This is a genomic window from Cryobacterium sp. N21 (assembly GCF_002929575.1).
Lineage (GTDB): Bacteria > Actinomycetota > Actinomycetes > Actinomycetales > Microbacteriaceae > Cryobacterium > Cryobacterium flavum.
In genome coordinates this window covers 227,921-253,792 of the sequence record NZ_PJJQ01000033.1, presented here as the reverse complement: position 1 = coordinate 253,792, position 25,872 = coordinate 227,921, and the positions used below count along the sequence as shown (strand labels likewise).

The following is a 25,872-nucleotide window of genomic DNA, read 5'->3' as shown; positions in this document are numbered from 1 at the left end:
GCAGCCAAGCCTAGTCGTTTCTGCGAGTGATTCTGTACACCTCGGCGAACGAGGCGTCCACGCGCTCCGAGAGAGGGCTCGCACCGTCCCCCTCGGCCCAGCACCGCCAGGCATGACGGATGGCGGCCACGGCCACCAGAGTGAACAGCAGGGCGCGCTGGTGCAGCTCGGCTGCGTCGTGAGCGGGGGCGGGGGCATCCGCTTTGAAGCGTTGCTCGATGATCTGCTGCAACTGGTCTTCGAAGTCGCGCAGGGTGGCCATGCGCATGCCGAACAGGTAGGCATTTTCCCTCATGACCGTGCGTCGCAGCTGGTGGATCTCGCGGTCGTCCTCTGTGCGCTGCAGGCTCTTGGAGAGCAGCACGGCCAGATCGGCCAGCACGTCGTTGTCGGGACCGCCAGCGACAAACACCTCGATATCTTCAGCGGATGCCAGTCCCGGCGCGTCCCCGATGAGGGCGGCGTCTTTGGAGGAGAAATAGTTGAAGAACGTGCGCGGCGACACGTTGGCGACGCGGCTGATGTCTTCGACGGTGACGTGGTCGATTCCGCGCTCGCGGGACAGGGTCAGCACGGCGTGCTGGATGGCCCGCCGGGTGGCGAGGCGCTTGCGCTCGCGCAGTCCGGGCAGTTCAGTATCGATCGACATGCCGCAATTATTTCACAGCACGCAAAAGGCTAGCACTGGGGGTCGGAGGCGGGCACGATTCCGTCCACCAGATACGAGTCGACGGCATCGTTCACACAGGAGTTCGACTTGTTGTAGGCGGTGTGTCCTTCGCCGGTGTAGGTCACGAGACTGCCGCTGTCGAGCTGCTCGGCCAATTGCTGCGCCCAGACGTAGGGGGTGGCCGGGTCGTTGGTGGTACCGACGACGAGAATGGGTGCCGCGCCCGGCGCATGAATCTCGGTGCGTTCGCCAGTGAACTTGTACGGCCAGTCGGCGCAGCCGATGTCGCCGAAGCTCATGAACGGGCCGATCACCGGTGCTGCAGCCTCGAGCTCGGCAGCCTGAGCACGCATCACGGTCGGGTCGGCGTTGTACGGATAGTCTATGCAGTTGATCGCCATGAACGACTCGGTGGAGTTGTCGGTGTAGTCGCCGTTTGCGTCCCGGCCGTTGTAGGCATCCGCAAATTGAAACGCGCCCTCGGCGCTGCCGTGCAGCACGGTGTCCAGCATCGTGCTCAATTGCGGCCACGCGGTGGCCTGGTAGAGCGGGTAGATGATCGCGGTGAGCAGCGCGTTTCCGCCGAGCTGACGGCCGTCTGTGGCGGTGATCGGGCTTGCGTCGACGGATTTCAGCAGCGCACCGATCGTCGTCATCGCGCTGTCGATACTGCCACGGAAGGGGCAGTCCTCGCCCGCCAGGCAGTCACTGAGGTAAGCGCGCAGAGCGTTTTCGAAGCCCACCGCCTGGGTCTTGGTGACCTCGAAGTTACTGGTCGAGGGGTCGACGGCACCGTCGAGCACGAGGCGGCCGACCTTCTCGGGAAAGAGTTCGGCGTAGGTGGCTCCGAGGAAGGTGCCGTAGGAGTAGCCGAGGTAGTTCAGGTGGGTGTCGCCGAGTACGGCGCGCAGCAGGTCAAGGTCGCGGGCGGCGCTCTTGGTGTCAACCGTGCCGAGCAGCGGCCCGGTGCGCTGGGCACACGCCGCAGCGAAGGCGTCAGAGGAGGCTTTCAGCTCGGCGATCCAGGCATCCGTTCCGCGCTCGGCGGTCGTGAGCCCGTAGACGTACTCATCCATCTCCGCGGAGTCATAGCAGGCGACCGCCGAGGAACGCCCGACTCCCCGAGGGTCGAACCCGACGATGTCGAAGCTCGCCTGCAGGGTGGAGTCGGTGGCGTAGTCGAGGGAATCCTTGATGAAGTCGTAGCCGGAACCGCCCGGCCCACCGGGATTCACCAGCAGTGAGCCGATCCGGTCATTGCCGGTGGCGACGTGGCGTACCAGGGCCAGCGAGACATCGCCGGCGGCCGGATCGGTGTAGTCGAGCGGCGCTGACGCATCGGTGCACTGCAGGCCGTCGCCACAGTCGCTCCACTGCAGCACCTGGCTGTAGAACGGGTCGAGGTCGTTCGTCACCTGCTCGCCGGTGGGGGTAGACTCGGTCGGGCCGGCATCCGTCGCGAACCAGGAGGCGCATCCGCTCAGCGCGAGGGTGAGGGCCAGGGCTGTGGCGGTGATGCTGGTGGCGCGAGTGCGTCGGTTCAACGGGTTCCTCTTTCATAGCGTGAAGCGGATGCTGCGGTTCAGGCTACCGAAAGCGGCTGGGAGTCACTGCGTATGGTGGCACTGTGGGCGTCTCACTGGGGGCGTCTCACTGGGGGCGGCGGATCGCCGACACGAGCATCGCCTCGAGGGCGAGAGCCGGGGCGACGTTGCCCTGAATGCGCTGGCGGGCCACGGCGATGGCGTCCATCGTGGCGACCGTGGTTGCTGGGCTGCCGGCCACACTGGCCGTGCGCAGTTCGGCGAGCAGTTCGAGGTTGATCACGGCGTGTTCCCGTCCGAGCTGCACCATGCAGACATCGCGATAGAGCGAGGCGAGGTCGACCAGAATACGGTCGATGCCGTCGTGCAGGCTGCGCTTCGCCCGGCGCTTCTGGTCGTCTTCGAGGTCTTTGATCTGGCTACGCAGCCCCGGTGGCACGGACTGCCCGGCTTCGACACCAAGCGAGCGCAGCATGCCGTCGCGCTCGGCGGCATCCAGCTCGACGGTAATCGCCTTCGCGTCGTCACCGGCGATCGCGAGCAGTCGAGCGGCAGCGTTGACGGCAGACGACACCGAGCGGATGCCGAGAGCCGCGCGTAGGGTCTCCTCGCGTCGTGCCCGCGCATCAGCGTTGGTGGCGAGCCGCCGAGCCATACCGATGTGGCTCTGGGCGAGGCGGGCGCTGAGCTCGGCGATGACGGGGTCGACGCCGTTGCGGCGCACGAGCAGGTCGGCGACGTCGGCGACGCTCGGCACGCGCAGACGAACCGTGCGCACGCGCGAGCGGATGGTGGGGAGCAGGTCGGCCTCGCTCGGCGCGCACAGAATCCACACCGTGCGTTCGGGCGGTTCTTCGAGGGCTTTTAGCAGCACATTCGAGGTGCGCTCGACCATGCGGTCGGCATCTTCGACCACGACAACCCGGTAACGACCGACCGAGGGCGAGTATTGCGAGCGGGCGACGGCCTCCTTGACGGTCTTCATCGGGATGATGACGCCCTCGGTCGTCAGCACGCTGAGGTCGGGGTGGGTGCGCGCCTCCACCTGACGGGCGGCCGCGAGGTCGCCGTCGGGGGTGCCCGGGCTCAGCAGGGCCGCCGCAAAAGCGAAAGCGAGGTTGGAGCGGCCGGAGCCGGGCGGGCCGGTGATGAGCCAGGCGTGCGTCATGGAACTGGATTCGGCGGTGGCGGTGCTGCCGGCCGCTCCCCCGGCATCCGCTGCACCGGTGGTCGACGGCACCCGCTGCGCCGCCGCCCGGAAGATGGCGATCGCGTCGGCCTGTCCCGTTAGGTTGTCCCACACTGCCATGAGTCAAGGGTAACCCGCGCCGCCGACAGGCCGCGTCCGCACTCCCGTAACCGGACGGGGCCCAGGCCCGAGCCCCGGGCCCAGTTTATAAACTGGGCCCCGGGACGGGGCCTGGGCCCCGTCCCTTAAAGAAGGAGGGGGAGGACGCGGGACCGGATGGTGGCGGCGATCTCGGCGACGGGGGCGGCGGCATCCACTACCAGGAACCGGTCGGGTTCGGCGGCGGCCAGGTCGAGGAACGCGGCGCGCACGCGGGCATGAAAGTCGTTCTTCTCCGCTTCGAGCCGGTCGAAGACCTTGTCGTCGGCGTCGAGCCGGGCCCGGGCGGCACGCGAGTCGAGGTCGAGAAGCACGGTCAGGTCGGGCAGCAGTCCTTCGGCAGCCCAGAGCGACAGGTCGCGCACCTCGGAGGCGCCGAGCACGCGGCCGGCTCCCTGGTAAGCCACGGAGGAGTCGAGGTAGCGGTCCTGCACGATTACGTCGCCGCGGGCGAGCGCGGGCCGCAGCTTGGTGCCCACGTGCTGGGCACGGTCGGCGGCGTAGAGCAGGGCCTCGGCGCGCGGGTCGACCTCGCCGCGGTGGTGCAGCACGATCTGGCGAATCTCGACTCCGACATCCGTTCCGCCGGGCTCGCGGGTGCGCACCACGGTGCGCCCCCGCGCTTCGAGCCAGTCGGTGAGCAACTGCGCCTGAGTGGTCTTGCCGGATCCGTCGCCGCCCTCGAGGGTGATGAACAGACCGGTCACGAGACCTTCGGCGCGATCGTTGTCGTGGCGGCGGATTCAGCGGCCGAACTGGCAGGCTTCTTCACTGCAGGCTTTTTCGCAACCGGCTTCTTGACCACGGGTGCGCCGGTCAGCGCGGCCTTGGCCGCCGCATTCTTGGCGCGGGTAGCGGCTGCCTTCTTCGCGGTCGCCGCCTTGGCCGCAGCGGTCGGCGCCTTCTTGACTGCCGGCTTCTTGGCAGCGGCCTGCTTGGCCGGTGCCTTCTTGCGGGGAGCCGCCGGACCCTTGGCCCGCTTGTCGGCGAGCAGCTGCACGGCCCGGTCGAAGTCGATCTCCTCGATGTCCTCCGACTTGGGAATCGTCGCGTTGGTGACCCCGTCGGTCACATACGCTCCGAACCGGCCGTCCTTGATCTTGATCGCCTTGCCGCTCTCCGGGTCGGGCGCTTCGAACTCTTTCAGTGCGCTCGACGCCCGGCGGGCGCCGTACTTCGGCTGGGCATACAGCTCGATCGCACCCGGCAGGTCGATGTCGAAGATCTGGTCTTCGCTCGTGAGCGACCGGGTGTCGATGCCCTTCTTGAGGTACGGCCCGAACTTGCCGTTCTGGGCCAGAATCTCGGTACCGGTCTCTGGGTCGAGCCCGACGACGCGCGGCAGCGCGAGCAGGCGCAGGGCCGTTTCGAGGTCGACGGCGGCCAGGTCCATTGACTTGAAAATGGATGCTGTGCGCGGCTTGTCCGCCGCGGCCACCTTTTTCGCGGCCGGCTTGCGCTTCGGCTTGGCCACGGTGACCTCGCCGGTGACGGGGTCGATCGTCTCGACCGGAGCCACGACGACGACCGGAGCAACCGGCTCGGCCGGTGCCGGCGCGAGCTCGGTAACGTACGGCCCGAAGCGGCCGTCCTTGGCGACGATTTCCTTGCCGTTGTCGGGGTTGAGGCCGATCACGCGGTCGGTGACGACCGGGGCGTCGATGAGCTCGCGAGCCTTGGTGGCGGTCAGTTCGTCGGGCGCGAGTTCCGGCGGGATGTTGACTCGGCGGGGCGGGGCATCCGCTGCCGCATCGGGGTCGATGACCTCGAGATAGGGGCCGTACTTTCCGATGCGCAGGGTGATGTCGTCGCTGATGGCGACCGAGTTGATCACACGCGGGTCGATCTCACCGAGGTTGTCGATGACCTGGCGCAGGCCGCGGTGCTTGTCGCTGCCGAAGTAGAAGCTGGTGAGCCAGTCCAGGCGGTTGGCTTCGCCGCCGGCGATGCGGTCGAGGTCGTCTTCCATCTCGGCGGTGAAGTCGTATTCGACCAGGTCGCCGAAGAATTCTTCGAGCAGGCGCACGACCGAGAAAGCGATCCAGTTGGGAACGAGCGACTGGCCGCGCGGCGTGACATAGCCGCGCTCGGTGATGGTCGAGATGATCGAGGCGAACGTCGAGGGGCGCCCGATGCCGAGCTCTTCGAGCTTCTTCACCAGGCTGGCCTCGGTGTACCGGGCGGCCGGGGTGGTCTCGTGGCCCTTGGCTTCGAGCTCGAGCAGGGTCAGTGTCTGGCCCTCTTCGAGCGGCGGCAGCTTGGACTCGGTCGCATCCGTCGACGCGTTGCGCTCCTCGTCCTTGGACTCTTCATAGGCAAGCATGAAGCCGCGAAAGGTGATGACCGTTCCGCTGGCTCCGAATTCGGCGAGCGCACCCGAGGCGGAGGGGTGCTCCGACGTGCCGGTCGGGCCGGCCGCGATGGTCACCGAGGCGGTTGAGCCGGTGGCGTCCTTCATCTGCGAGGCGACGGTGCGCTTCCAGATCAGGTCGTACAGCTTGAAGTCGTTGCCGCGCAGGCTGGAAGCAAGCGAGGTCGGGGTGCGGAAGGTGTCGCCGGAGGGGCGAATTGCCTCGTGCGCTTCCTGGGCGTTCTTGCTCTTGCCCTTGTAGGCGCGCGGGGCATCCGGAACCGTCTCGGCGCCGTAGAGTGCCGCGGCCTGGGTGCGGGCAGCCGTGAGGGCCTGCTGCCCGAGCGACGGCGAGTCGGTACGCATATAGGTGATGTACCCGTTTTCGTACAGCGACTGGGCGACGCTCATGGTCTGCCGTGCGGTGAAGCGCAGCTTGCGTGCCGCTTCCTGCTGCAGGGTCGAGGTGGTGAACGGGGCTGCGGGGCTGCGACGGTAGGGCTTGGAGGTGACCTTGGTGACCTCGAGCTTCACACCGGGGGCCCGCAGCGCGGTCGTCAACGCCTGGGCGGCGGAGGCGTCCAGTGTGACGGCCTTCACTGTGGGCTTGAGCGCACCGGAGTCGTCGAAGTCGCCACCGGTGGCAATGCGCTCACCGTTCAGTCGAACGAGCTTCGCGTCGAACGCCTGCTCTGTTTCTGAAGCGGATGCTGCCAGTCGCGCCAGCAGATCCCAGTAGCCGGCGGAGACGAACGCGAGGCGCTCCTTCTCCCGGTCGACGACGAGGCGGGTCGCGGCGCTCTGCACGCGGCCGGCGGACAGACCGGGGCCGACCTTGCGCCACAGCACCGGGGAGATCTCGTAGCCGTAGATGCGGTCGAGGATGCGGCGGGTTTCCTGCGCGTCGACGAGGGCGGTGTCGAGGTCGCGGGTGTTGTCTTTGGCGGCGAGGATGGCGTCTTTGGTGATCTCGTGGAACACCATGCGCTTGACCGGAACCTTGGGCTGCAGCACCTGCAGCAGGTGCCAGGCAATGGCCTCGCCCTCGCGGTCCTCATCAGTTGCGAGCAGGAGTTCGTTCGCATTCTTGAGGGCCCGCTTGAGTTCGCTGACAGTCTTCTTCTTGGCGTCGCTGACCACGTAGTACGGTTCGAAACCGTTCTCCACATCGACCGAGAATCGGCCGAGGGCACCCTTCTTGAGCTCAGGCGGCAGGTTTTTCGGCTCGATCAGATCGCGAATATGACCAACCGAAGACAAAACTTCGTAGCCGTCGCCGAGATACGCGGCGATCGACTTCATCTTGGTCGGTGATTCAACAATGACCAGCTTCTTAGTGCCTGGCACCAGACTCCTCTTTATACGTAGTGACCAAATGTGGGCCAAGGCACACCATACACACCGGAATGGAGTGCGCGCCTAATCGACGGGCACGTCTCGGCGCGTCCCGCTCGCACACACGGCGCTCCCAGCCCGTGCTCAGTTCGCTCAGAGCATGCAGCACAACAATCCCAAACCCTTGCTGTTTGCCCGCCCCAGTGCAGAATAGACCCATGGGTACAATGACGGCCACATACACCGCGAAGTTGACGGACGGGCCCCTTCAGGGCAAGACAATCACGACGACTTTTCTCGACTCGGGTGATCCGCAGCCGCGCATCGAGATTCCGGCCGATTCCGGCAAGCGCTATCTCTACGCGCGCGGCGCCGGCCTGGAATTCGAAGGCTCCGACTTCCCCGGCCGCCCGAGCGCGGTCGAGTACCGCTACCTCGAGGTGCTCCTCTCGTAGTTAGCTCGTCAGATCAGGCTGGCGGCCCGGCCCGAGCACTCGCGGAGATGTCGATGCCGTGCACCCGCCGCCGCACCGAAACGGACGCGATCAGTCCCGTTACCGTGCAGCTTGTGACGGTGGTCTCGTTCATCGTGGCGACGGCATCCGCTGCCTCACAGGGGAAGCCCGGGATGGCACCGGAGGCTGTGTCGGCGGCGGCGAGCGCGGCTGCATCGGCCGCGTTCGCGACGGACCGGCCCGCGGTGAGCAGCCCGAGAACCGACACGACGAGGGTTGTCAGCAGCACGGTGGCAGCGAGCACGGCGAGCGCGAGGATCGACCCGGCTCCCCGCTCGGTCGAGCCAGGCCCGGTCTCGGGCCAGACTCCAAACCCGGAAGTTCCGGTCCGGGAGGCCCTGTCGCTCGGCGTGCCGATTCCCTCGCTCATTGGCCGCCGGCCAGAGCGCAGGACTGTGCTTCGAGGGTGAGGCCCGCGAAGATTCCCGGCGCACGCGTGACGACGCGCGCGCAGACGAACTCGCCGCGGCGCTCCGGAGCCAGACTGGCGCCCGCCACGGTTTGATGCACGAGCCCCGCAGCCCGTACCGCGCTGTCGCCGCGGGCGAGCGAACGCGCGGCGCTGGCGGCAGCATCCGTCAACCGCACCTGCACACCAATAACCTGAACAGCACCGAGGCAGCAGGCCAGCACCAGCACGACCGCCGGCAGTGCCGTGGCGAACTCAGCGGTCGTGCTGCCCCGGCTACTTCGCCCACTTTGGCTACCCGATACTGAGGGCACGTCGCACCAGATCGGTGAGCATTCCGCGCACCTCGTCGCTGCGCAGAATGACGATGAGCAGCCCGGCGAACCCGACCGCGGCCATCGTGGCGACAACGTATTCCGCCGTCGCTGCTCCGGCCTCGTCGGCCAGTTTTTTCAGGGTGGTCTTTGTATACACGGACTCGTCTCCTTCGGCGTCCATCGACGCGGGTTGGGCGGCACGAGCACGTTCACTCTGCTCCGATCCGCTGGCGCGGGCGGCGGCATCCGCTTATCTGTGGACAGTTTTAGAACGTCGTCAGGGTGGAGGAGAGCACGCTGAGCAACAACGGCACGACGCCGACCAGCATGAACGCGGGCAACACGCACAGGCCGAGCGGCAGCATGAGCGTCACGGAGAGTGTCGCGGCCCGGCGCTGCCCCGCGCTGCGGGCATCGCGCCGAAGCTGTTCGGCCTCGCTGCGCAGTAGTTCCGCCGCAGGAACTCCCGCACGCGTCGAGAGGTCGAGTACCCGGTCAACCGGGTCACCGACGTCGCCCGCGTCGCCCGCTGCAATGCCGTAGCGCTCGGCGGCAGCCTGCACCAGTGCACGGGAGCGGTCGATGGAACCTCCGCCGCTCATAGCGATGGCCATGAGTTCCAGTCGCAGCCCCGGCGTGAGGTCGGTCGGGCCGGCCCGACGCACCAACGCCCGGTTCCAGCCTGCGGCGGCGAGCATCAGCAGAGCGCCGCCGCCGAGGCAAACCCACCCAGGCACGGTCGCGAACAGGGTGTGCAGGGAGTCGAAGCCCATAAGGCTGCCGAAGACGACCCCGATCAGCGGCAGCACCATCACCAGCCGGGCGGTCGCGCGCGGAGCCGCCAGCGCCACCTCGAGATCGCGCTGCACCTGGGCGAGTTCCCGCAGGGATGCGGCGAGTTCGCGCAGGCAGCCGGCCAGCGGCGCACCAGCCTGGGTTGCTACCTGCCAGGCCGCAGCGAGTCCGAACCAGGCGTGCTCGGCCTCAGCGGCCGCGCCGTTCCGGCGTCGCCCGGGTGCGGCAGTCGCCGGACGTGCGGCACGGCCCTCCGAAGGATTCTCACGGCCCAGCCTTCGTGCCTGACCAGCGATCGCATCGGCCACGCTGTCACCCCGGGCCGCGGCGCGCGCTGCAGCACGCAGGATGCCCGTGGTCCCCGAATCCACCAGTAGTGACGGCGGTAACAGATAGCCCCAAGCGGACACCGGGGACACACCCGCCGACAGCAATACCGCCAGCCGTTGGGTCACTGCCGCGACCTCTTCGATCGGCGGGACAGCATCAGCTCGGCGCACGGTTGTCCCCTGGCCGAATCGTGGCTGGTTGATCGCCCCGCATCAGACCGCCTCGATCGAGAGCCGGTCTCGGCCGTCGAGCGTGAAACGGCCGACGGCGTCGAGTCGGCGTACCCCGTCGGTGCGTTCCAGGTGCAGCACCAGGCCGATCGCGCTCACGGTCTGTCGGGCCACGGCGGAAGCGCTCATGCCGGCGAGAGAACCGAGCGCCTCCAGACGGGCCGGAACGTCTTCGAGCGAATTCGCGTGCAGCGTGCCCGCTCCCCCGTCGTGACCGGTGTTGAGCGCGGCGAGCAGTTCCCGAATCTCCGACCCGCGGCACTCGCCGAGCACGAGCCGATCCGGCCGCATGCGCAGCGCCTCCCGCAGCAGCGCCTCCAGGCCGATGCGCCCGGCCCCCTCCAGATTGGCCTGCCTGGCCTCGAGGGCCACCACGTGCGGATGCCGGATGCGCAACTCGGCGACATCTTCGATCGCGACGATGCGCTCGTTGTCCGGCGCTTCGCCGAGCAGCGCTGCCAGCAGCGTGGTCTTTCCGCTCCCGGCAGCACCGGTGATCAGCAGATTCTGGCGGCCGCGCACAGCGGCACGCAGCCGACCCAATCGGGCAGCGGCTGCCTCCCCCACGCCAAACAAACCGGCGTCAGCAAGTGCACCAAGGCTCCGGTCGGCGGCGTGGGGAAGCCGAATCGAGAGGAGGGTTCCAGTGCTCGAGACCGGTGGAAGCACGGCGTGCACCCGAATGCCGTCGGCCAGTCGCACGTCGACGCACGGGCTCGCTTCGTCAATGTGCCGCCCGCCCAGAGCGATCAGCCGTACGGCCAGCTCGCGCACTTCGGCCTCGCCGAGCTGCCAGGCCGGCGCGAATGCGAGACCGTGCCCGGCGTCGATCCACAGACCGGCATCTCCGTTGACGAACAGATCAGTGGTCTCCGGGGCGGCAGCATAGCTGGCCAGCGGGCCCAGCGCCCGCACGTTCAGTCGCTCGTTGCCGACCAGCGACAGGGTCGTCGGGGTGGTCTGCGGTCTCGCGCCAGCGGCATCCGCTGTCGGCGAACGGTGCCGGGCGGAGTTCACAGGCGGCGGTGCGGCTCCAGAACCCGACGTGCCCGACGTGCCCGACTGTGCCACCGCCGGGCCGACCGGCGGCGCCGCCCAGGGATCGGCCACAGCTGGCGAGCCCGAATAGGCAACGCCCGAGACGGCAGCGCCCGAACCGACAGCACTCGGCATGGCCGACACTGCAACGGCCGCGACCGGAACGGCGTACGACGGAACGGCAACGAAAGGCTGGCCCATGCTTCGACGGTACGGCGAGCCGTGCCGGCGCCGGCTCGGCCGGCACAATCTGTGGACAACCGGCGGGCCGAGGAAGCAGGGGAGGAGCCGCACCGGCACGACTTTTCACCCACATCAACTCCGCGCACCCGCCATAAACTATGGAACCGCTTAAATAGAAGGGGCGGCACCTATTGGGGGGAACAGGTGCCGCCTAGCATCGCGCAGATTGGGGGGAACCGTACGCGATGCTGGTCAAAACTTTCGTTCAGACGTGTTTAGTTTACGCAGCCGCGCTCAAAATGCAAGTCCGATGTCCTCATTAGAGAGGACACTCGGGCGGGGGGTACAAAATCACCCTGAAACAGGGGTCCATTTCTCAGTATTTCGTTTGTGTATACAGAGATTGGCCTGAAACCGGTAGGGTTCAGGTGAGCTGGCAATGTCCTGCATGCACGTACCGCAAAGGAGCGAATTACACATATGACGGTTAAAATTGACACCCTCCTGCACGAATCGCGTCGATTCGCGCCCACTCCCGAGTTCGCCGCGCAGACAGCAGCGACACCAGACCTGTACACCGAAGCGCAAAACGACCCGACCACCTTTTGGGCTGATCAGGCCCGCAATCTGCTGCACTGGCACAAGCCGTTCACCAAGACCCTCGACTGGACCAACCCGCCGTTCGCGAAGTGGTTTGAAGACGGCGAACTCAATGTCGCCTACAACTGCCTCGATCGCCACGTTCTGGCCGGCAACGGCGAGCGCGTAGCTCTGTACTTCGAGGGCGAGCCCGGCGATTCCCGCAGCTACACCTACGCCGAGCTCACCACCGAGGTCAAAAAAGCCGCCAACGTGCTGCGCGGCCTCGGCGTGACAGCCGGCGACCGCGTGGCCGTGTACCTGCCGATGATTCCAGAGGCTGTCATCTCCATGCTCGCCGTGGCCCGCATCGGCGCCGTGCACTCCGTCATCTTCGGCGGATTCAGCGCCGAAAGCCTGCGCTCGCGCATCGACGATGCCAATGCCGTGCTCGTGATCACGGCCGACGGCGGCTACCGCAAGGGCAAGATCAGCGCCCTCAAGCCGGCCGTCGACGCCGCCCTGCAGTCCAACGACTCCTCGGTGAAGAACGTACTCGTGGTCAAGCGCACCGGCCAGGACGTGCAGTGGAACGACCGCGACATCTGGTGGTCCGACGCCCTGGAGACGGCGTCTCCCGAGCACGAGGCCGAGGCTTTCCCGGCCGAGAACCCGCTCTTCATTCTGTATACATCGGGCACGACCGGCGCGCCCAAGGGCATCCTGCACACCAGCGGCGGTTACCTGACTCAGAACGCGTTCACCCACCAGAACGTCTTCGACCTCAAGCCTGAAACGGATGTCTACTGGTGCACCGCCGACGTCGGCTGGATCACCGGACACAGCTACGTGGTCTACGGCCCTCTCGCCAACGGCGCCACCCAGGTGCTCTACGAGGGCACCCCCGACTCCCCGCACACCGGCCGCTGGTGGGAAATCATCGAGAAGTACAAGGTCTCGATTCTGTATACAGCGCCGACCGCGATCCGCACGTTCATGAAGCTGGGCCGTCAGATTCCGCAGCAGTTCGACCTGTCGAGCCTGCGCGTCCTCGGCTCGGTGGGCGAGCCCATCAACCCCGAGGCCTGGATGTGGTACCGCGAGGTCATCGGCAGTAACATCACGCCGATCGTCGATACCTGGTGGCAGACCGAGACCGGCTCGATCATGGTCTCGGCCCTCGCCGGCTTAACCTCGACGAAGCCGGGCTCCGCCCAGGTTCCGGTTCCCGGCATCACCATCGACGTGCTCGACGACGACGGCGTGCACGTGGGCCACGGCAATGGCGGGCTCCTCGTCGTCACCCAGCCCTGGCCAGCCATGCTCCGCGGCATCTGGGGCGACCCCGAGCGCTTCAAGGAGACCTACTGGGACAAGTTCGAGGGCACAACCGGCGCGAAGGACGGCCCGCTGTACTTCGCCGGCGACGGCGCCAGGCTCGACCACGACGGTGACATCTGGCTGCTCGGCCGCGTCGACGACGTCATGAACGTGTCCGGCCACCGCCTGTCCACGGCCGAGATCGAGTCGTCTCTCGTTGCCCACTCGCTCACGGCCGAAGCCGCTGTGGTCGGTGCCGCCGACGAGACCACCGGTCAGGCGGTCGTCGCGTTCGTCGTGATCAAGTTCAGCCAGGCTGAAATTGCCTCGCACGAGGACATCGTCGATATTCTGCGCAAGCACGTTGCCCAGCAGATCGGTGCCATTGCCCGCCCGCGCGACATCTACATCGTCGACGAGCTGCCGAAGACCCGCTCCGGCAAGATCATGCGCCGTCTGCTGCGTGACGCGGCCGAGGGACGCGACGTCGGCGACGTCACGACCCTCGCCGACACGATGGTCATGAACACCATCACCTCGCAGATGAAGAAGTAGCCAGCGAACACCAGCGACGGCCGTCTTCCCTCCGGAAGTCGGCCGTTGCCGTTCCCCCCGGCACCGTAACTCCTGCAATTCACCGCCGCCGCAGATCTGGCCCCTAATTTCACGCGGATGCTTCGCGCGACCCCCACAAATTGCAGGAGTTGTGCAGGCTCCCGCCCGGGAACCAGCAAGGGGCCCTACTGTGTGGACATGACTTCAGCCGCGACACCCGGGCGCGGTCGCCTCGGCCGGCTGGATGCGCTGCGCGGGGTGGCCGCCGTTGTTGTGCTGGTGCACCACGTATCGATGACGGTGCCGCAGATCGCCGCAGCCTACGAGTCGAGTGCTGGCCTGACCGTGTACTCCGTTGGCTGGTGGGCCACCCTGTCCCCGCTCAAGGTGTTGCTGGCCGGCCCCGAGTTCGTGTTGGTGTTCTTCGTGCTGAGCGGCTTCGTGCTCGTGAGGTCCCCGCTGGCTGCCCGCTGGAACGGCGCGCGGTACGACTGGGTGGCCTATTACGTGCGCCGCGTCATCCGTTTGGCCGTACCCGTGCTGGTGTCGGTGGGCCTCGCTGTCATCTGGATCGTGCTGGTGCCGCGCACGGTGGGCGCGGCAGGCGGGCCGTGGCTGGCCCGGCAGGACACACCAGACCTGGGCCTTGGCAATCTGCTGCGGGAAGCCAGCATCATTGGAGAGACCCGGCGCCCCGACATCAACCCGCCCCTGTGGTCCCTGGTCTGGGAAATGTGGTTCTCGCTGCTGCTGCCGGTGTTCGTCGTCCTCGCCGCGTTCACCCGCAGTCTGGTCAGCGCCCCGGTGCGCCGTGTTCTGCTCTGGGCCGCTTTCTGGTGTGCCCTCGCCGGCCTCGGCTACGTCACGACCACCCAGGCGCTCATGTACCTGCCGCCGTTCGCGCTCGGCGCCCTGCTCGCTGCCAACTTTGACGAACTGCAGCGGTGCAGCGAGCGGCTGGCCGAACGGGCCAGCGGTCGCCTGCTAAGATTCGCGCTGGCCGCGCTCGGCCCGTTCCTCCTCGTGGCCTATTGGATACTGCGCCCGCTGACCAACGGCGAGTGGAGCGACGTCACCCTGTCGCTGCGGGTGGCCGGCGCGTTCGTGATCGTCGCGACCGTGGCGTTCTGGCCAGCTGCGCAGCGGGTCAGCGGGCCGCGGCTCAGCGGGCCGCGGCTCAGCGGGCACTGGCCGCGCCGACTACTCACCTGGCTGGGCTCGATCAGCTTCAGCCTGTACCTCGTGCATTTTCCGATAGTGGTGGCCTTCGCACTGCTCGCCGGACCGGGGCGCTGGTGGCTGGGCGCTCTGGTGTCGGTGCCGCTCAGCCTGCTGATGGCGCAAGCGATGACCCGGTGGGTCGAGCGACCGGCACAGGTGTACGGAACGCGCGCCGGGGCATCCGTTTCAGAGCGGATGCCCCGGCTCGCGCCGCGCAGATAACGGCGGTTAGGCGAACGCGACGACGAACTCGATCTCAACCGGAGCGTCGAGCGGCAGCACCGCGACGCCGACAGCGGAACGCGCATGGCGGCCGATGTCTCCGAAGATCTCCACGAGAACGTCGGAGGCTCCGTTGACCACGGTCGGCTGGCCGGTGAATGACGGATCGGAGGCGACGAAGCCGGTGACCTTCACCACCTGGGTGATGCGGTCGAGCGAACCGATGACGCTCTTGATGGCGGCGAGGCCGTTGAGGGCGCAGGTGCGGGCATATTCCTGGGCGTCAGCGGCGGGAACGAGGCCGTGACCGTCACCGACCTTGCCGGCGGCGGGCAGCGCGCCGGACACCATGGGCAGCTGGCCGGCGGTATAGACGAACCCGTTGCTGATCACGGCGGGCAGGTAGGCGGCGACCGGCGGTACGACGCTGGGCAATTCAAGACCCAGTTCGGCCAGTCGGGCTTCGATCTTCGACACGCTTAGGCCTCTTCCTTGCCGGCGAGCGGGCGTTTGAGATAGGCAACCAGGCCGCCTTCGGGGCCGGGGACAACCTGCACGAGTTCCCACCCGTCGGTGCCCCAGTTGTTCAAAATAGCGGCCGTGTTGTGGATCATCAACGGTGTTGTGAGGTACTCCCAGGCGGGCATGTGACTCCTATTTAGGCGGGCGTTCAGATTTGTCGCTTACGCTCAAGTGTATGTCTGCCAAAAATCGAACCGTGAGCGGGGCTCTGGGGGGTTTCCTGGGTCTCGTCGGGATGAGTGCCGTTGCCGGCATTCTCGTGACCGCCGCCGTCGCCCCCGCCGTTGCCCTGTCCGGCATGGCCGCTACGAACACCATCAACGTGTTCGACAGCCTGCCCGAGTATCTCTCCATCGATCGGCTCTCCCAGAAGAGCAACATCTACGCGTCGACCAACGCCGAGGATCCGGTGGGTACCCGCGTACTTCTGGCCTCGTTCTACGAGCAGAACCGGGTAGACGTCGCCTCTGACGCGATCAGCCAGTTCGCCAAGGATGCCGCGATTGCCGGTGAAGACCCGCGGTTCATGGAGCACGGTGGCGTGGACATTCAGTCCAGCTTCAACGGTGCCGTGCAGACTCTGGCCGGCGGCGGCACCCGCGGTGGCTCATCGATCACGCAGCAGTACGTGAAGAACGTGCTCATTCAAAAGTGTGAGGTCATGACCGACGCCGATGCGGCGAAGTCGTGCTACGCCGATGCCACCAAGCCCACCGCCGACCGCAAGCTGCGCGAGATGCGCCTCGCCATCGGCATCGAGAAGAAGTACGAAAAAGCAGACATTCTTCGCGGCTATCTCAACATTGCCGGGTATGGCGGAACGGTCTACGGCATCGAAGCCGCCGCCAACTACTACTTCAACACCACCGCCCTCAATCTGACCCTGCCGCAGGCGGCGAGCCTGGTGGCGATCGTGAATAACCCGGTGAAGTTTCAGCTCGACCGCCCAGACAGCGAAACCAACGGCGCGGCCAACGGCTACGCCGCCAACAAGGTGCGGCGGGACTACATCCTCGACGAGATGCTCAAGTACGACAAGATCGCGCAGGTCGACTACGACGCTGCCATCGCAGCGCCGATCGAGCCCGTCATCACAATACCCAGCACCGGCTGCCAGACCGCCGGCGACAACGCCTTCTTCTGCGACTACGTCACCAAGATTCTCAAGAACGACGTGACCTTCGGCGCGACCGAGGAAGAACGCCTGGCCAACTTTAGCCAGGGCGGGTTCAACGTCTATACCACCCTCGACCTCGACCTTCAGGCAACCTCGGTTGCCGCCCTGAATGCGAACGTCCCCAAGGTCGTCAACGATTGGAACGTCGGCGGCGTCGTGTCGAGCGTCAGGGTCGGCACCGGAGCCATTCTCGTGATGGCCCAAAACAAGGACTACAGCCAGGATCCGGCCGTGCAGGCAACCGGTACCAACTACACGAGCCTCAACTACAACACCGACCACGCCTACGGCGGATCGAACGGGTTTCAACCCGGTTCTACCTACAAGGTGTTCACCCTGGCCGAGTGGCTCAAGGAAGGCCACGCGCTCACCGAGCGCGTCGACTCCCGACGCAAATCCAACTGGGGTAACTTTCAGGACAGCTGCCTCGGCGTGCAAAATTACGACAAGGACGTGCCGCCCTTCAACCCCCGCAACGACGGCGGCAGCAGCGAATCAAACCCCAACTATTCCGCACTTCAGTCCACGACAAACTCCATCAACACCGGCTTCATCGGCATGGCCAAGAAGCTCGACCTCTGCGGAATCCGCAAGACCGCGGAGAACTTCGGCGTGCACCGCGCCGACGGCGGCGACCTCGGCCAGAACGCCGCATCGGTGATCGGCACCAACGAGATCGCACCGCTCACGATGGCGGCGGCCTTCGCCGGAATCGCCAACAACGGCATGACCTGTACTCCCATCGCCATTTCCAAGATGCTCAGCTCCGACGGTACCGAGCTGCCGATTCCCAAGTCGACTTGTACGCAATCGGTCGAGCCGGCTGTGGCCGCCGGCATGCAGTACGCCATGCAGACGGTTATGACGAACGGAACGGCGCGCTCCTCTAACCGCGCTACCTCTCCCCGGCTGCCGATGATCGGTAAGACTGGAACCACCGACGCCGCCAAAGACACCTGGATGAGCGGCGCCACAACCCAGGTCGCCACCGTCGTCGGCGTGGTCAACGTCGGCGGGTCGAACTGGAAGAACCAGCGCACCTACAGTGGCCGTTTGTTCGGCAAGGATGGCTCCACGGCGCGCCACCGCATTTGGCCGGTCGTCATGTCCGCCGCCAACGCCAAGTACGGCGGAGACGATTTTCCCGAGGCGTCCTCCAGCCTGATCAACGCGGTCGCCGTCCCGGTGCCCGACGTGCGCGGCAAGTCGATAGCCGAAGCCAAGACCACCATTGAGGCGGCCGGGTTCCTGTTCGTCGACGGCGGCGTGACCAGCTCCGAGATGCCCGCCGGTACCGTGGCCAACACCGATCCGGCCGGCGGCGCGGCATCCACTCGCGGTGCCACCGTCACGGCCTTCTCGAGTGACGGCACCGGAGTCGTGATTCCCGCGGTTATCGGTAAGACCGAAGCGGATGCCCGCGCCACGCTGTCGGCCGCCCCCTACGGCTTCAGCGTGGCCAAGCTCGAACAGGCCGTGACCGACAAGGCGCAGGACGGCAAGGTGGTGGCGATTCAGCCGGGCGAGGGAACGGCCAGCCGCCCCGGTGACGGGGTGACGATCGTCATCGGCAAGTACACCGCGCCGGAACCGGCCGCATCCGGTCAAGGTGCCAACAACGGAAAGAACGGATGACAGCGCTCCGTAGCCTGGGCGAGGGCGGGCGGCTCGTCGGCGCGTCGCTCGCGGCGGCGGGCGCCTTCGGCCTGGCCGCCTTCGCCTGGGGCGCGCTCGTGGAGCGCACCCGGTTCACCCTGCGTGAGGTGAGTGTGCCGGTGCTCGCGCCGGGATCGGCGCCTATCCGGGTGCTGCACCTCTCCGATTTGCACATGGCTCCGTGGCAGAAGAACAAGCAGGAGTGGTTGCGCAGTCTCGCCGCTCTGAAGCCCGATCTCGTGGTCGACACCGGCGACAATCTCGGGCATGAAGACGGCGTCACGGGCATCGAGTATGCCCTGGCACCGTTCCGGGGAATTCCCGGTGTGTTCGTGAACGGTTCCAACGACTACATTGGTCCGCAGTTGAAGAACCCGTTCACCTACTTCGGCGGGCCGTCCAGCCGGCGTACTGTGCGCCGGGAGGAGCTCGACACCGATGCCCTCCGCCGGGTGTTCGCCGATCTCGGCTGGACCGACATCAACAACGCGGCCGAGTCTCTCGACCTCGCGGACACCCACGTGGAGTTCTTCGGCGTCGACGACCCGCACATCGGCCGCGACCGGCTCGACCTGATCACGCGGGCGATCGACGACCTACGGGCCAACGATCCGCTCGGCGATGACGTCTGGCCCGACCCGGAAGAAGCCGCGGCCCCGCGTTCCACTCTCACGGTGGGCGTGGCTCACGCGCCGTACCAACGCGTGTTGAATTCGTTCGTGAACCACGGCGCCCAGCTCATTCTGGCCGGCCACACCCACGGCGGTCAGGTCTGCGTACCCGGTTTCGGAGCGCTCGTGACCAATTGCGACATTCCGCGCCGCCAGGTGAAGGGTTTGAGCCTGTGGAACCACGGCCTGCGCACCGCCTTTTTGAACGTCTCGGCCGGTCTCGGCACCTCGATTTATGCGCCGGTTCGGTTCGCCTGCCCGCCCGAGGCGACCCTGCTGACCCTGACCGCAGCCTAACTGCCGACTCAATTCGTCGCGGGAGGCTTGGAGCGCCTATACTGGTTGAGGCCCACGGGCCATCGGGGTATGGCGCAGCTTGGTAGCGCGCGTCGTTCGGGACGACGAGGTCGCAGGTTCAAATCCTGTTACCCCGACAGCAGTAAAATCAGCAGAAACATCATAAAACCCCCACTCCAATCGAGTGGGGGTTTTGTTGTAGGATCGCCTGTCGGCATCAGCGTCACTCCTGCCGAGGATCGCCGGGAGACCGGCGCAAAAGGATCTCGCGCATGACTTCTACGCCAGCCACCCCAACAACTTCCGTCGTTCCCCGCCGCGCCTGGCAGGCCCTGATCGTGCTTCTCGCCGGTATGTTCATGGCCCTGCTCGACACGACCATCGTGAACGTGGCGCTGCCGAGCATCCGCACGAGCCTCGATGCCAGCGAAGCCACCCTGTCGTGGATCATCTCCGGTTACGCCCTGGCCTTCGGCCTCGCGCTCATTCCGGCGGGCCGGGTGGGCGACCGGTACGGCCACAAGTGGGTCTTCTTCACCGGCTTGGCCCTGTTCACCCTGGCCAGCCTCGCCTGCGGACTCGCACAAAACGACCTGCAGCTCATCGTCGCCCGGGTCATTCAGGGCTTGGCCGGCGGCATGTTCGTGCCAGCCGTGACCGCCGTCATCCAACTGATGTTTCCGCCGCTGTCCCGTGGCAAGGCCTATGCCATCATGGGCTCGGTCATCGGTGTCTCGACGGCCCTCGGCCCCATCGTCGGCGGACTGATCATCGAAGCCTTCGGTGTGGAGAACGGCTGGCGGCTGGTGTTCTGGGTGAACCTTCCGATTGGTGTTCTCGCCCTCATCGCCACGGTCTTTCTGTTGCCCGGCGGCGCCGCGCTCCCTGAGAAGACCCGGAGCTCGCGGGCGGGCATCGACTGGTTGGGACTCGTGCTCATCTCGGTCGGTCTCGTGGCGCTCCTCGTGCCGCTGATCGAGGGGCAGGACCAAGGCTGGCCACTCTGGACTTTTCTCACCCTGGCCGCCGGCGTGCTGCTCGTGGTGGCGTTCGGTGCCTGGGAGGTGTCCGTCGCCAGGCGCAGCGGCAGCCCGCTCGTGCCTCCGCACCTGTTCTCCCACCCGGCTTTCACCGGCGGTGTCATTCTCGCGCTGGTCTATTTCGCGGCGTTCACCAGCATTTTCTTCACCATTTCCATCCTCTGGCAGGCCGGCCTCGGGCACAGCGCCCTCGAGTCGGGCCTGGTCTCCATCCCCTTCGCGATCGGCACGATTCTCGGGGCCTCACAGAGCGACCGACTGGCCAAACGCCTCGGACGCACCATTCTCGTGGTCGGCGTTGCCTTCGTCACGATCGGCCTGACCTGGATCTGGCTGGTCATGCTGCTGACCACCCCGGGCGATCTGACCAACTGGCACCTGCTGCCACCTCTGTTCATTGCGGGCCTCGGCAGCGGATTCTTCATCGCCCCGAACGTGTCATTCATCGTCGCGACCGTCGATCGCGCCGAGGCGGGCGGCGCGAGCGGCGTGGTCGGCGTGATGCAGCGCGTCGGCAGCGCGGTCGGTATCGCCGTGATCGGCAGCGTCTTCTTCGGAACCCTGACCGTGACCGGCCCTGGAGCGGATGCCCTCGCCACGGCTTTCACCCACAGCGCCACCATGGCCATGGCGGTGAGCGTCGGGTTCGCCCTGCTCGCGCTCGTGCTCGTCTTTGCCCTGCCGAAACGCGTCGCCGGCAACGGCCCGGCCGCTGCCGCCGGGTAAGGCAGAGTTGACGAGTATGCAGGACCTGACATGACCGTGATTCGACGACGTCGGCACAGCCTGCTGCGCCGCGGCGCCCTGTGGATCACGCTGGTCTACCTGGTGCTGCTCGCGCTGATCGCATTCTGGCCCACGCCGGTCGACCGCGACATGCACGGATCAATCGGGGCTTTCGTGACCTGGTTACACGCGCACGGAATGCCGACCCGGTTCGGTTACGACACCATTGAGTTCACCGCCAACATCGCGCTGTTCGTTCCGGTCGGCCTGCTCGTCGTCGTGCTCGCAGGAGCGCGCCGCTGGTGGCTCGGCCCGGTGGCTGGCGCCCTGATCAGCGCCATGATCGAGCTCGGCCAGCTGATTTTTCTGCCGGAACGGTTCGCGACCGTGAACGACGTTGTCGCCAACAGTCTCGGGGCACTACTCGGCACGGGTCTCGCGCTCGTCGTGCTGCGATTCGCCCTCGGACCGCGCCAGACGCCCCACCCGATCCACCTTCGCTAACATTTCGGGTTGGACCTCGTCGTTTCTCTCTGCTACCTTCGGCAGAATGAAGCGTCGAGAGTTTCTCACTTTGTCAACTGCTGGCGCAGCCACGCTCGGCTTGGGTGCGCTCGGCGCACCCGCCGCGTTCGCTGCCACCGCCCCGAAACTACCCGGGGAGGTGTCGCGCCTGTCGAATGTGCTCACCCAAAAGGGACGGAAGCTCTACGACAACGTTGAGGTGGACATCGGCGGCGATCGTGCCCGCCTGTTCATTCCGCAGACAATCTCGATGAACTCGACCGCCGCCATCGGTGCCGTGTGGTTCTATCACGCGGCCTCCAGCTCCCACAACGCGCTGAACGGCGGCTTCAAATACCCGGGCGAATTGGTGGTCGACCAGAACAGCATCGCCATCTGCATCAATGCCGGCGGCACCCAATACACCAACTCCATCGCCACGACTGCCCAGAAGAACGCCTGGACCTACCTGAACTCGCTCTACACCGTGCGTCGCAATTTTCTGCGCGCGACCTCCTTTGGCGGGTCGCTGGCCTGCTACACCTACGGCAAGAAGCTCATCCCCTACATTCGCGGCCTGTACATGGTGAACGGCCTCTATGACAACGAGTGGCTCTACGCCTACGACACCAAGAATCAGGCGCACGTCGGCGACGCCTACAACAACGACCCCACCCTGATCAAGGGCACCAACCCGGCGCGCATCAGCGCAACACCGTGGACCAATAGCCGGGTCAAGGTGCTCGTCTCCGATGATGCCCACCCCGATAACGTCGTCGTGCCGAGCAAGAACGGCCTCGCTCTGGTCAACAAGATCAAGCTCGTCGCCGCCGACACCCAGGTGATGTATCACACGCTCGGCCACGAAACGCCGGGCTTCGCCCACACCGACATGATCAAAACCTTCGCCCAGTGGTCGGTATAACACCGTGGTCGATCTGAGACACCGGACGGTCTAGCAGGGAGGCACTTGTGGCCAGCACAATCGATCGCACCCGGGTCGACTGGGTCGACGGTGCCAAAGGCATTGCCATTCTGCTCGTGGCCCTCGCGCACGCCGTGCAGTGGACGGTTCTCTCCGGCCTCGCCCCGGAGCTGTGGAACAAGATCAACCTGGTGTTCATCGTGTTTCGCATGCCGCTGTTCTTTCTCGCCTCCGGGCTGTTTGCCGGCTCCATCATCAAACGCACCTGGCCGGCGCTCTGGCGCACCCGGCTGAGCCTGCTGGTGTGGGCGCTGCTGCTGTGGACGGTCATCCGTTTCGCGTATTTCTCGCTGCTGCCGAACCCCGCGGGCTTCGATGAGACCAACCCGATCGACCTGCTGCTCGCCCCCGTGCGCCCGAGCAATGGCCTCTGGTTTCTCTACGCCCTCGCGTTGTTCTTCGTGGCCGCGAAACTGATGCTCAATCGCGTCGACTGGCGGGTGCAGATCGGTGTTGCCGCCTTGTTGTCGGTGTTGTTCTTCGCGCGCGCGGACACCGGCAACATCGCCTGGAACGGAATCGGCCGCTACTTCGTGTTCTTTCTGCTCGGCTGCTACCTGCGCGAATGGATCCTGGCCTTCGTGAACCGGCCCAGCCGGTTCGGCGCTCTCGGGCTGGGGCTCGGTTTCGGTGCGGGCTTCCTCGTGCTGGCCGGAGTGATTCTCACCGTCGACGCCCGGGTGCCGTTCATCACAGGCAGCCTCGTGCTGGTGAGCCTCGCCGCCCTCGGCGCCGGCCTGCTCCTGGCCCGGTTTCTGGTGGGCTTTCGCGCGTTCACCTGGCTGACCTATGTGGGCCGCAACACCCTGCCGATCTACGTGGTGCACGTTCTTTTCGTCTCCGCCATCACCAGCCTGCTGCTGCTCGCGCGCGGCCAGGCCTGGCTCGACCGCCTCGCCCCGGTGCTGCCCCTGATCGTCGCCGGAGGCGCCGTCGCTGCCTCGCTGTTGTTCTGGCGCCTGGTGCGCGACCTGCCGGTGCTGCGCTACGGATTCGCCGTGCCGACCTGGTTCTCCGGTCGCCCGCCGGTCGCGGCGGTGAAATCCCGACCAGCAGAGCGGATGCTGCCGCGCAGCGAGTGAGGCACCCCCGTCGGCAGCGCGCGCTGATCGTGCTCACCGGCCTCGTGCTGCTGACCGTGGGCTTCCTGGCCATCACCACGCGAACGGTCATGTTTCCGCGCGAGGACCAACCGGTCGCCGCCGACGCTATCGTCGTGCTCGGCGGACTCGGCAGCGCCGCCGTGGTGGCGAAGGCCGTGCACCTCGCCCAGGCCGGCTACAGCGGAAAGATCTTCATCTCCGACGCGTTCGGCGGTGATACCCGACCGGCGAATCTGTGTGCGCGAGCGGTGCCGGTACCGGGCACGGCGATTACCGTGGAGTGTTTCGATCCACACCCCACAACGACCCGCGGTGAGGCCGAGGCCATCGCGGCGTTTGCGACCGAACGCGGCTGGAACCGGGTGATCGTGGTCACCTCGAGCTACCACGTGAGCCGGGCCCGGGTGCAGATCAGCCGGTGCTACGCGGGGGAACTCGCGGTGATCGGCGCCGCACAGCCGATGGATCCCGGCAAATGGGCCTACCAGTTCGTCTACCAGAGCGCCGGATTTCTGAAGGCGCAGTTCACGCCGTCATGTTGACCCAAATACCGATTTTCACACCATTGCGCTGGTGCTGAGGAAAATTCACGTGTTATCGTTGCGGCTATTCGCACCAATAGTGCTGCGCAATACCCGAACTATTCACTGCGCCAACACTGCGCCACTACTACCCGAGGCGGCCGATGTTCGATTCCACCCTGCGCCGATTGAGGAGCACGCCGGTCGTTCTGGTCGTGCTCGCCGCACTGTTCGTCATTGTGTCCAGCGTCGTGCTGCCCCGATTCATCACCACAGTGGGCATCATTCTGATTCCACTCACCCTTCTCGCCTTTGCCGCCGTCGTCACCCTGTTCCTGCTGCCGGCGCACATCCTGCCGGCCGTCGCGCTCGTCACCTTCGCGCTGATTCCGGCGCGCATCCTGCCGCAGGACGGCCCGATCGGCGCCCTGCCGCTGACCACCATGATCATCGTCATCTGGGCCCTGCGACGCCTGCTGCCAACGAAAACGGATGCCAGCCCCGCGACCCCGCCGGCCCCCTTCCGGTCGGCCACCCGCTACTTCGCCCTGCTGTTTCTGGTCTGGACACTGTTCACCCTCGCGCGCACCACCGACCTGCAGGCGAGCCTGGGTTGGATGATCAGCTTCAGCGCTGCCGTTCTGCTGCCGCTATGCATCGGCACCAGCACCCGAGAGGCGTACTGGATTCGCCGCACCTGGCTGCTGCTCGGAGCCTGGCTCGGTGCCTACGCGGTCGTCGAAGGGGTTCTGCGTTTCAACCCGATTTGGGGCACCCTGTTCTCGGCGCTCGGGCTGACCGACCATCAGCACTGGTCGGTGTATCGGGCCGACGCGTCATTCGGGCATCCGCTCTTCGCGGCCCTGTTTTTTGCCGTCGCCTGCGTCTTGGCCATTGGCATCTGGCTGCGGGAGAACTCCAAGCTCGCGCTCGCCGCGGCCGTCTTCAGTAGCCTCGGCCTGGTCACCACCGTCTCGCGCGGGGCGATTCTCGCCGCTGCCATCGCCATCGGTTTCGCCTACGCGGTATCGCTCGTGCTGCGCGGCGAAAAGCGCTGGGGCAAATTCGCCCTGCTGGCCGGGCTCTTTGTCATTGCCGTGGTGGGATTGTTCCAGTTCGATGCCTTCACCGCTCGCAACAACTCCGTCGAAGCCGAGCTCTCTTCGCAGGCCCGCGACCTCGGCGTGTGGGTGTCGGTACAGGCCGCGAATCTCACCGGCTGGATCGGGTCGGGCCCTGGCACGTCCGGCATCACCGGGCGCCTGTTCAACGAGGTCACCATCGAGAACTCGCTGCTGCAGCTGCTCATCAGTATCGGCCTGCCCGGCCTGGCGCTGTTCCTGCTCATGATCGGCTCGGCCATTGCCCACGCTCTGTCCCGCAGGGCGGTCGGCGCTGCCGCCGCCCTGGCGGCGTACACGGTGTGCATCGCCGGCTTCAACGCGATCGACGCACTGCGCCCGATGCACCTATTGCTAGGCCTGCTGCTGATTCTGGCGCTGAATCCCAGCAGAGCGGATGCCGCCGGCCCGCTCGAATCCGGCCGCGCACCCACTGCGCGGCGGGCATCTGGTGCCCCAAACGGGGGTATGCACGACTCTGACGCAGGAGCTCCCTGCACGCTACGCTAAACCGACAGATTCTCACGTTTGAGTTGATCCGTTTAGCCGCTCTGTTTAGCCGATCCGTTTCACCGGCCCGTAAGGGGA

Annotated in this window: 23 protein-coding genes and 1 tRNA gene; 12 read left to right on the top strand and 12 right to left on the bottom strand. The window is 66.4% G+C overall.

What is annotated here, in order from left to right; all coding sequences use genetic code 11:
* Window positions 1–10: 10 nt before the first annotated feature.
* From CXY77_RS11450 to topA, 5 genes are all read right to left on the bottom strand, one after another.
* The gene (locus CXY77_RS11450; RefSeq protein WP_104130097.1) at window positions 11–649 is read right to left on the bottom strand and encodes a TetR/AcrR family transcriptional regulator; all 639 of its coding nucleotides are present in this window, start codon (window positions 647–649) and stop codon (window positions 11–13) included.
* A gap of 29 nt (window positions 650–678) precedes the next feature.
* The gene (locus tag CXY77_RS11445) at window positions 679–2,214 is read right to left on the bottom strand and encodes an alpha/beta hydrolase (protein WP_104130096.1); all 1,536 of its coding nucleotides are present in this window, start codon (window positions 2,212–2,214) and stop codon (window positions 679–681) included.
* A 106-nt stretch (window positions 2,215–2,320) separates the two neighbouring features.
* Window positions 2,321–3,523, bottom strand: a complete 1,203-nt coding sequence (locus CXY77_RS11440; RefSeq protein WP_092339119.1) for a DNA polymerase III subunit delta' — start codon at window positions 3,521–3,523, stop codon at window positions 2,321–2,323.
* Between the two features lie 125 nt (window positions 3,524–3,648).
* Window positions 3,649–4,269 carry a dTMP kinase gene (tmk, locus tag CXY77_RS11435; protein WP_233197358.1) on the bottom strand — a complete coding sequence of 207 codons (621 nt, stop codon included), beginning with the start codon at window positions 4,267–4,269 and terminating at the stop codon, window positions 3,649–3,651.
* Entirely contained in the window at window positions 4,266–7,259 is a 2,994-nt protein-coding gene (topA, locus tag CXY77_RS11430) for a type I DNA topoisomerase (RefSeq protein WP_092339123.1), read from the bottom strand. Before topA ends, tmk begins: the two co-directional genes overlap by 4 nt.
* A 206-nt stretch (window positions 7,260–7,465) precedes the next feature.
* Between topA and CXY77_RS11425 the strand changes: the two genes are divergently transcribed.
* Window positions 7,466–7,702, top strand: coding sequence for a hypothetical protein (locus CXY77_RS11425; protein WP_092339125.1), 237 nt, complete (start codon window positions 7,466–7,468; stop codon window positions 7,700–7,702).
* 13 nt (window positions 7,703–7,715) lie between these two features.
* On the opposite strand, the gene CXY77_RS11420 is transcribed toward CXY77_RS11425, so the two are convergent.
* From CXY77_RS11420 to CXY77_RS11400, 5 genes are all read right to left on the bottom strand, one after another.
* Window positions 7,716–8,132 carry an Rv3654c family TadE-like protein gene (locus CXY77_RS11420; protein ID WP_092339127.1) on the bottom strand — a complete coding sequence of 139 codons (417 nt, stop codon included), beginning with the start codon at window positions 8,130–8,132 and terminating at the stop codon, window positions 7,716–7,718.
* Window positions 8,129–8,485 carry a TadE family type IV pilus minor pilin gene (locus CXY77_RS11415; protein ID WP_167552411.1) on the bottom strand — a complete coding sequence of 119 codons (357 nt, stop codon included), beginning with the start codon at window positions 8,483–8,485 and terminating at the stop codon, window positions 8,129–8,131. Before CXY77_RS11415 ends, CXY77_RS11420 begins: the two co-directional genes overlap by 4 nt.
* Window positions 8,466–8,669 (bottom strand): DUF4244 domain-containing protein, encoded by a 204-nt coding sequence (locus CXY77_RS11410; protein ID WP_092339129.1) that lies wholly within the window; start codon window positions 8,667–8,669, stop codon window positions 8,466–8,468. The genes CXY77_RS11415 and CXY77_RS11410 overlap by 20 nt, the downstream gene beginning before the upstream one ends.
* Before the next feature lie 85 nt (window positions 8,670–8,754).
* On the bottom strand, window positions 8,755–9,783 hold the full coding sequence (locus tag CXY77_RS11405) for a type II secretion system F family protein (protein ID WP_092339131.1): 1,029 nt from the start codon (window positions 9,781–9,783) through the stop codon (window positions 8,755–8,757).
* 42 nt (window positions 9,784–9,825) lie between these two features.
* Window positions 9,826–11,082 (bottom strand): TadA family conjugal transfer-associated ATPase, encoded by a 1,257-nt coding sequence (locus CXY77_RS11400; RefSeq protein WP_369827305.1) that lies wholly within the window; start codon window positions 11,080–11,082, stop codon window positions 9,826–9,828.
* 462 nt (window positions 11,083–11,544) lie between these two features.
* Between CXY77_RS11400 and acs the strand changes: the two genes are divergently transcribed.
* Together acs and CXY77_RS11390 are read left to right on the top strand one after the other, a co-directional pair.
* A complete protein-coding gene (gene acs, locus CXY77_RS11395) occupies window positions 11,545–13,518 on the top strand; it encodes an acetate--CoA ligase (protein ID WP_104130095.1) in 1,974 nt (657 codons plus the stop codon).
* 198 nt (window positions 13,519–13,716) lie between these two features.
* Window positions 13,717–14,961 carry an acyltransferase gene (locus CXY77_RS11390; RefSeq protein WP_158252822.1) on the top strand — a complete coding sequence of 415 codons (1,245 nt, stop codon included), beginning with the start codon at window positions 13,717–13,719 and terminating at the stop codon, window positions 14,959–14,961.
* Between the two features lie 6 nt (window positions 14,962–14,967).
* Here the strand turns inward: CXY77_RS11390 and CXY77_RS11385 are convergent, their stop codons facing one another.
* Both CXY77_RS11385 and CXY77_RS20345 read right to left on the bottom strand, forming a co-directional pair.
* Complete coding sequence (locus CXY77_RS11385; protein ID WP_092339137.1) at window positions 14,968–15,438, bottom strand: RidA family protein; 471 nt, start codon at window positions 15,436–15,438, stop codon at window positions 14,968–14,970.
* A gap of 2 nt (window positions 15,439–15,440) precedes the next feature.
* The gene (locus tag CXY77_RS20345) at window positions 15,441–15,608 is read right to left on the bottom strand and encodes a DUF4177 domain-containing protein (protein WP_166789918.1); all 168 of its coding nucleotides are present in this window, start codon (window positions 15,606–15,608) and stop codon (window positions 15,441–15,443) included.
* Window positions 15,609–15,679: 71 nt separating this feature from the next.
* Here CXY77_RS20345 and CXY77_RS11380 point away from each other — a divergent pair, with 71 nt between their 5' ends.
* The 9 genes from CXY77_RS11380 to CXY77_RS11340 all read left to right on the top strand — a co-directional run bounded on the left by CXY77_RS11380 (window position 15,680) and on the right by CXY77_RS11340 (window position 25,794).
* Window positions 15,680–18,295: a transglycosylase domain-containing protein gene (locus tag CXY77_RS11380; RefSeq protein ID WP_233197357.1), complete on the top strand. Its 2,616-nt coding sequence runs from the start codon at window positions 15,680–15,682 to the stop codon at window positions 18,293–18,295.
* Window positions 18,292–19,284: a metallophosphoesterase gene (locus CXY77_RS11375; protein ID WP_092339142.1), complete on the top strand. Its 993-nt coding sequence runs from the start codon at window positions 18,292–18,294 to the stop codon at window positions 19,282–19,284. The genes CXY77_RS11380 and CXY77_RS11375 overlap by 4 nt, the downstream gene beginning before the upstream one ends.
* Window positions 19,285–19,347: 63 nt before the next feature.
* Window positions 19,348–19,421 (top strand) — tRNA-Pro (locus tag CXY77_RS11370).
* Between the two features lie 135 nt (window positions 19,422–19,556).
* The gene (locus CXY77_RS11365) at window positions 19,557–21,050 is read left to right on the top strand and encodes a DHA2 family efflux MFS transporter permease subunit (RefSeq protein WP_104089635.1); all 1,494 of its coding nucleotides are present in this window, start codon (window positions 19,557–19,559) and stop codon (window positions 21,048–21,050) included.
* Between the two features lie 30 nt (window positions 21,051–21,080).
* Window positions 21,081–21,554, top strand: coding sequence for a VanZ family protein (locus tag CXY77_RS11360; protein WP_104130092.1), 474 nt, complete (start codon window positions 21,081–21,083; stop codon window positions 21,552–21,554).
* A gap of 46 nt (window positions 21,555–21,600) precedes the next feature.
* The gene (locus tag CXY77_RS11355) at window positions 21,601–22,479 is read left to right on the top strand and encodes a hypothetical protein (RefSeq protein ID WP_092339148.1); all 879 of its coding nucleotides are present in this window, start codon (window positions 21,601–21,603) and stop codon (window positions 22,477–22,479) included.
* Window positions 22,480–22,526: 47 nt separating this feature from the next.
* Window positions 22,527–23,621, top strand: a complete 1,095-nt coding sequence (locus tag CXY77_RS11350) for an acyltransferase family protein (protein ID WP_104130091.1) — start codon at window positions 22,527–22,529, stop codon at window positions 23,619–23,621.
* Window positions 23,618–24,184 (top strand): YdcF family protein, encoded by a 567-nt coding sequence (locus CXY77_RS11345; RefSeq protein WP_092339152.1) that lies wholly within the window; start codon window positions 23,618–23,620, stop codon window positions 24,182–24,184. The genes CXY77_RS11350 and CXY77_RS11345 overlap by 4 nt, the downstream gene beginning before the upstream one ends.
* 143 nt (window positions 24,185–24,327) lie before the next feature.
* Window positions 24,328–25,794: an O-antigen ligase gene (locus tag CXY77_RS11340; RefSeq protein WP_104130090.1), complete on the top strand. Its 1,467-nt coding sequence runs from the start codon at window positions 24,328–24,330 to the stop codon at window positions 25,792–25,794.
* The last annotated feature ends 78 nt before the right edge of the window (window positions 25,795–25,872 follow it).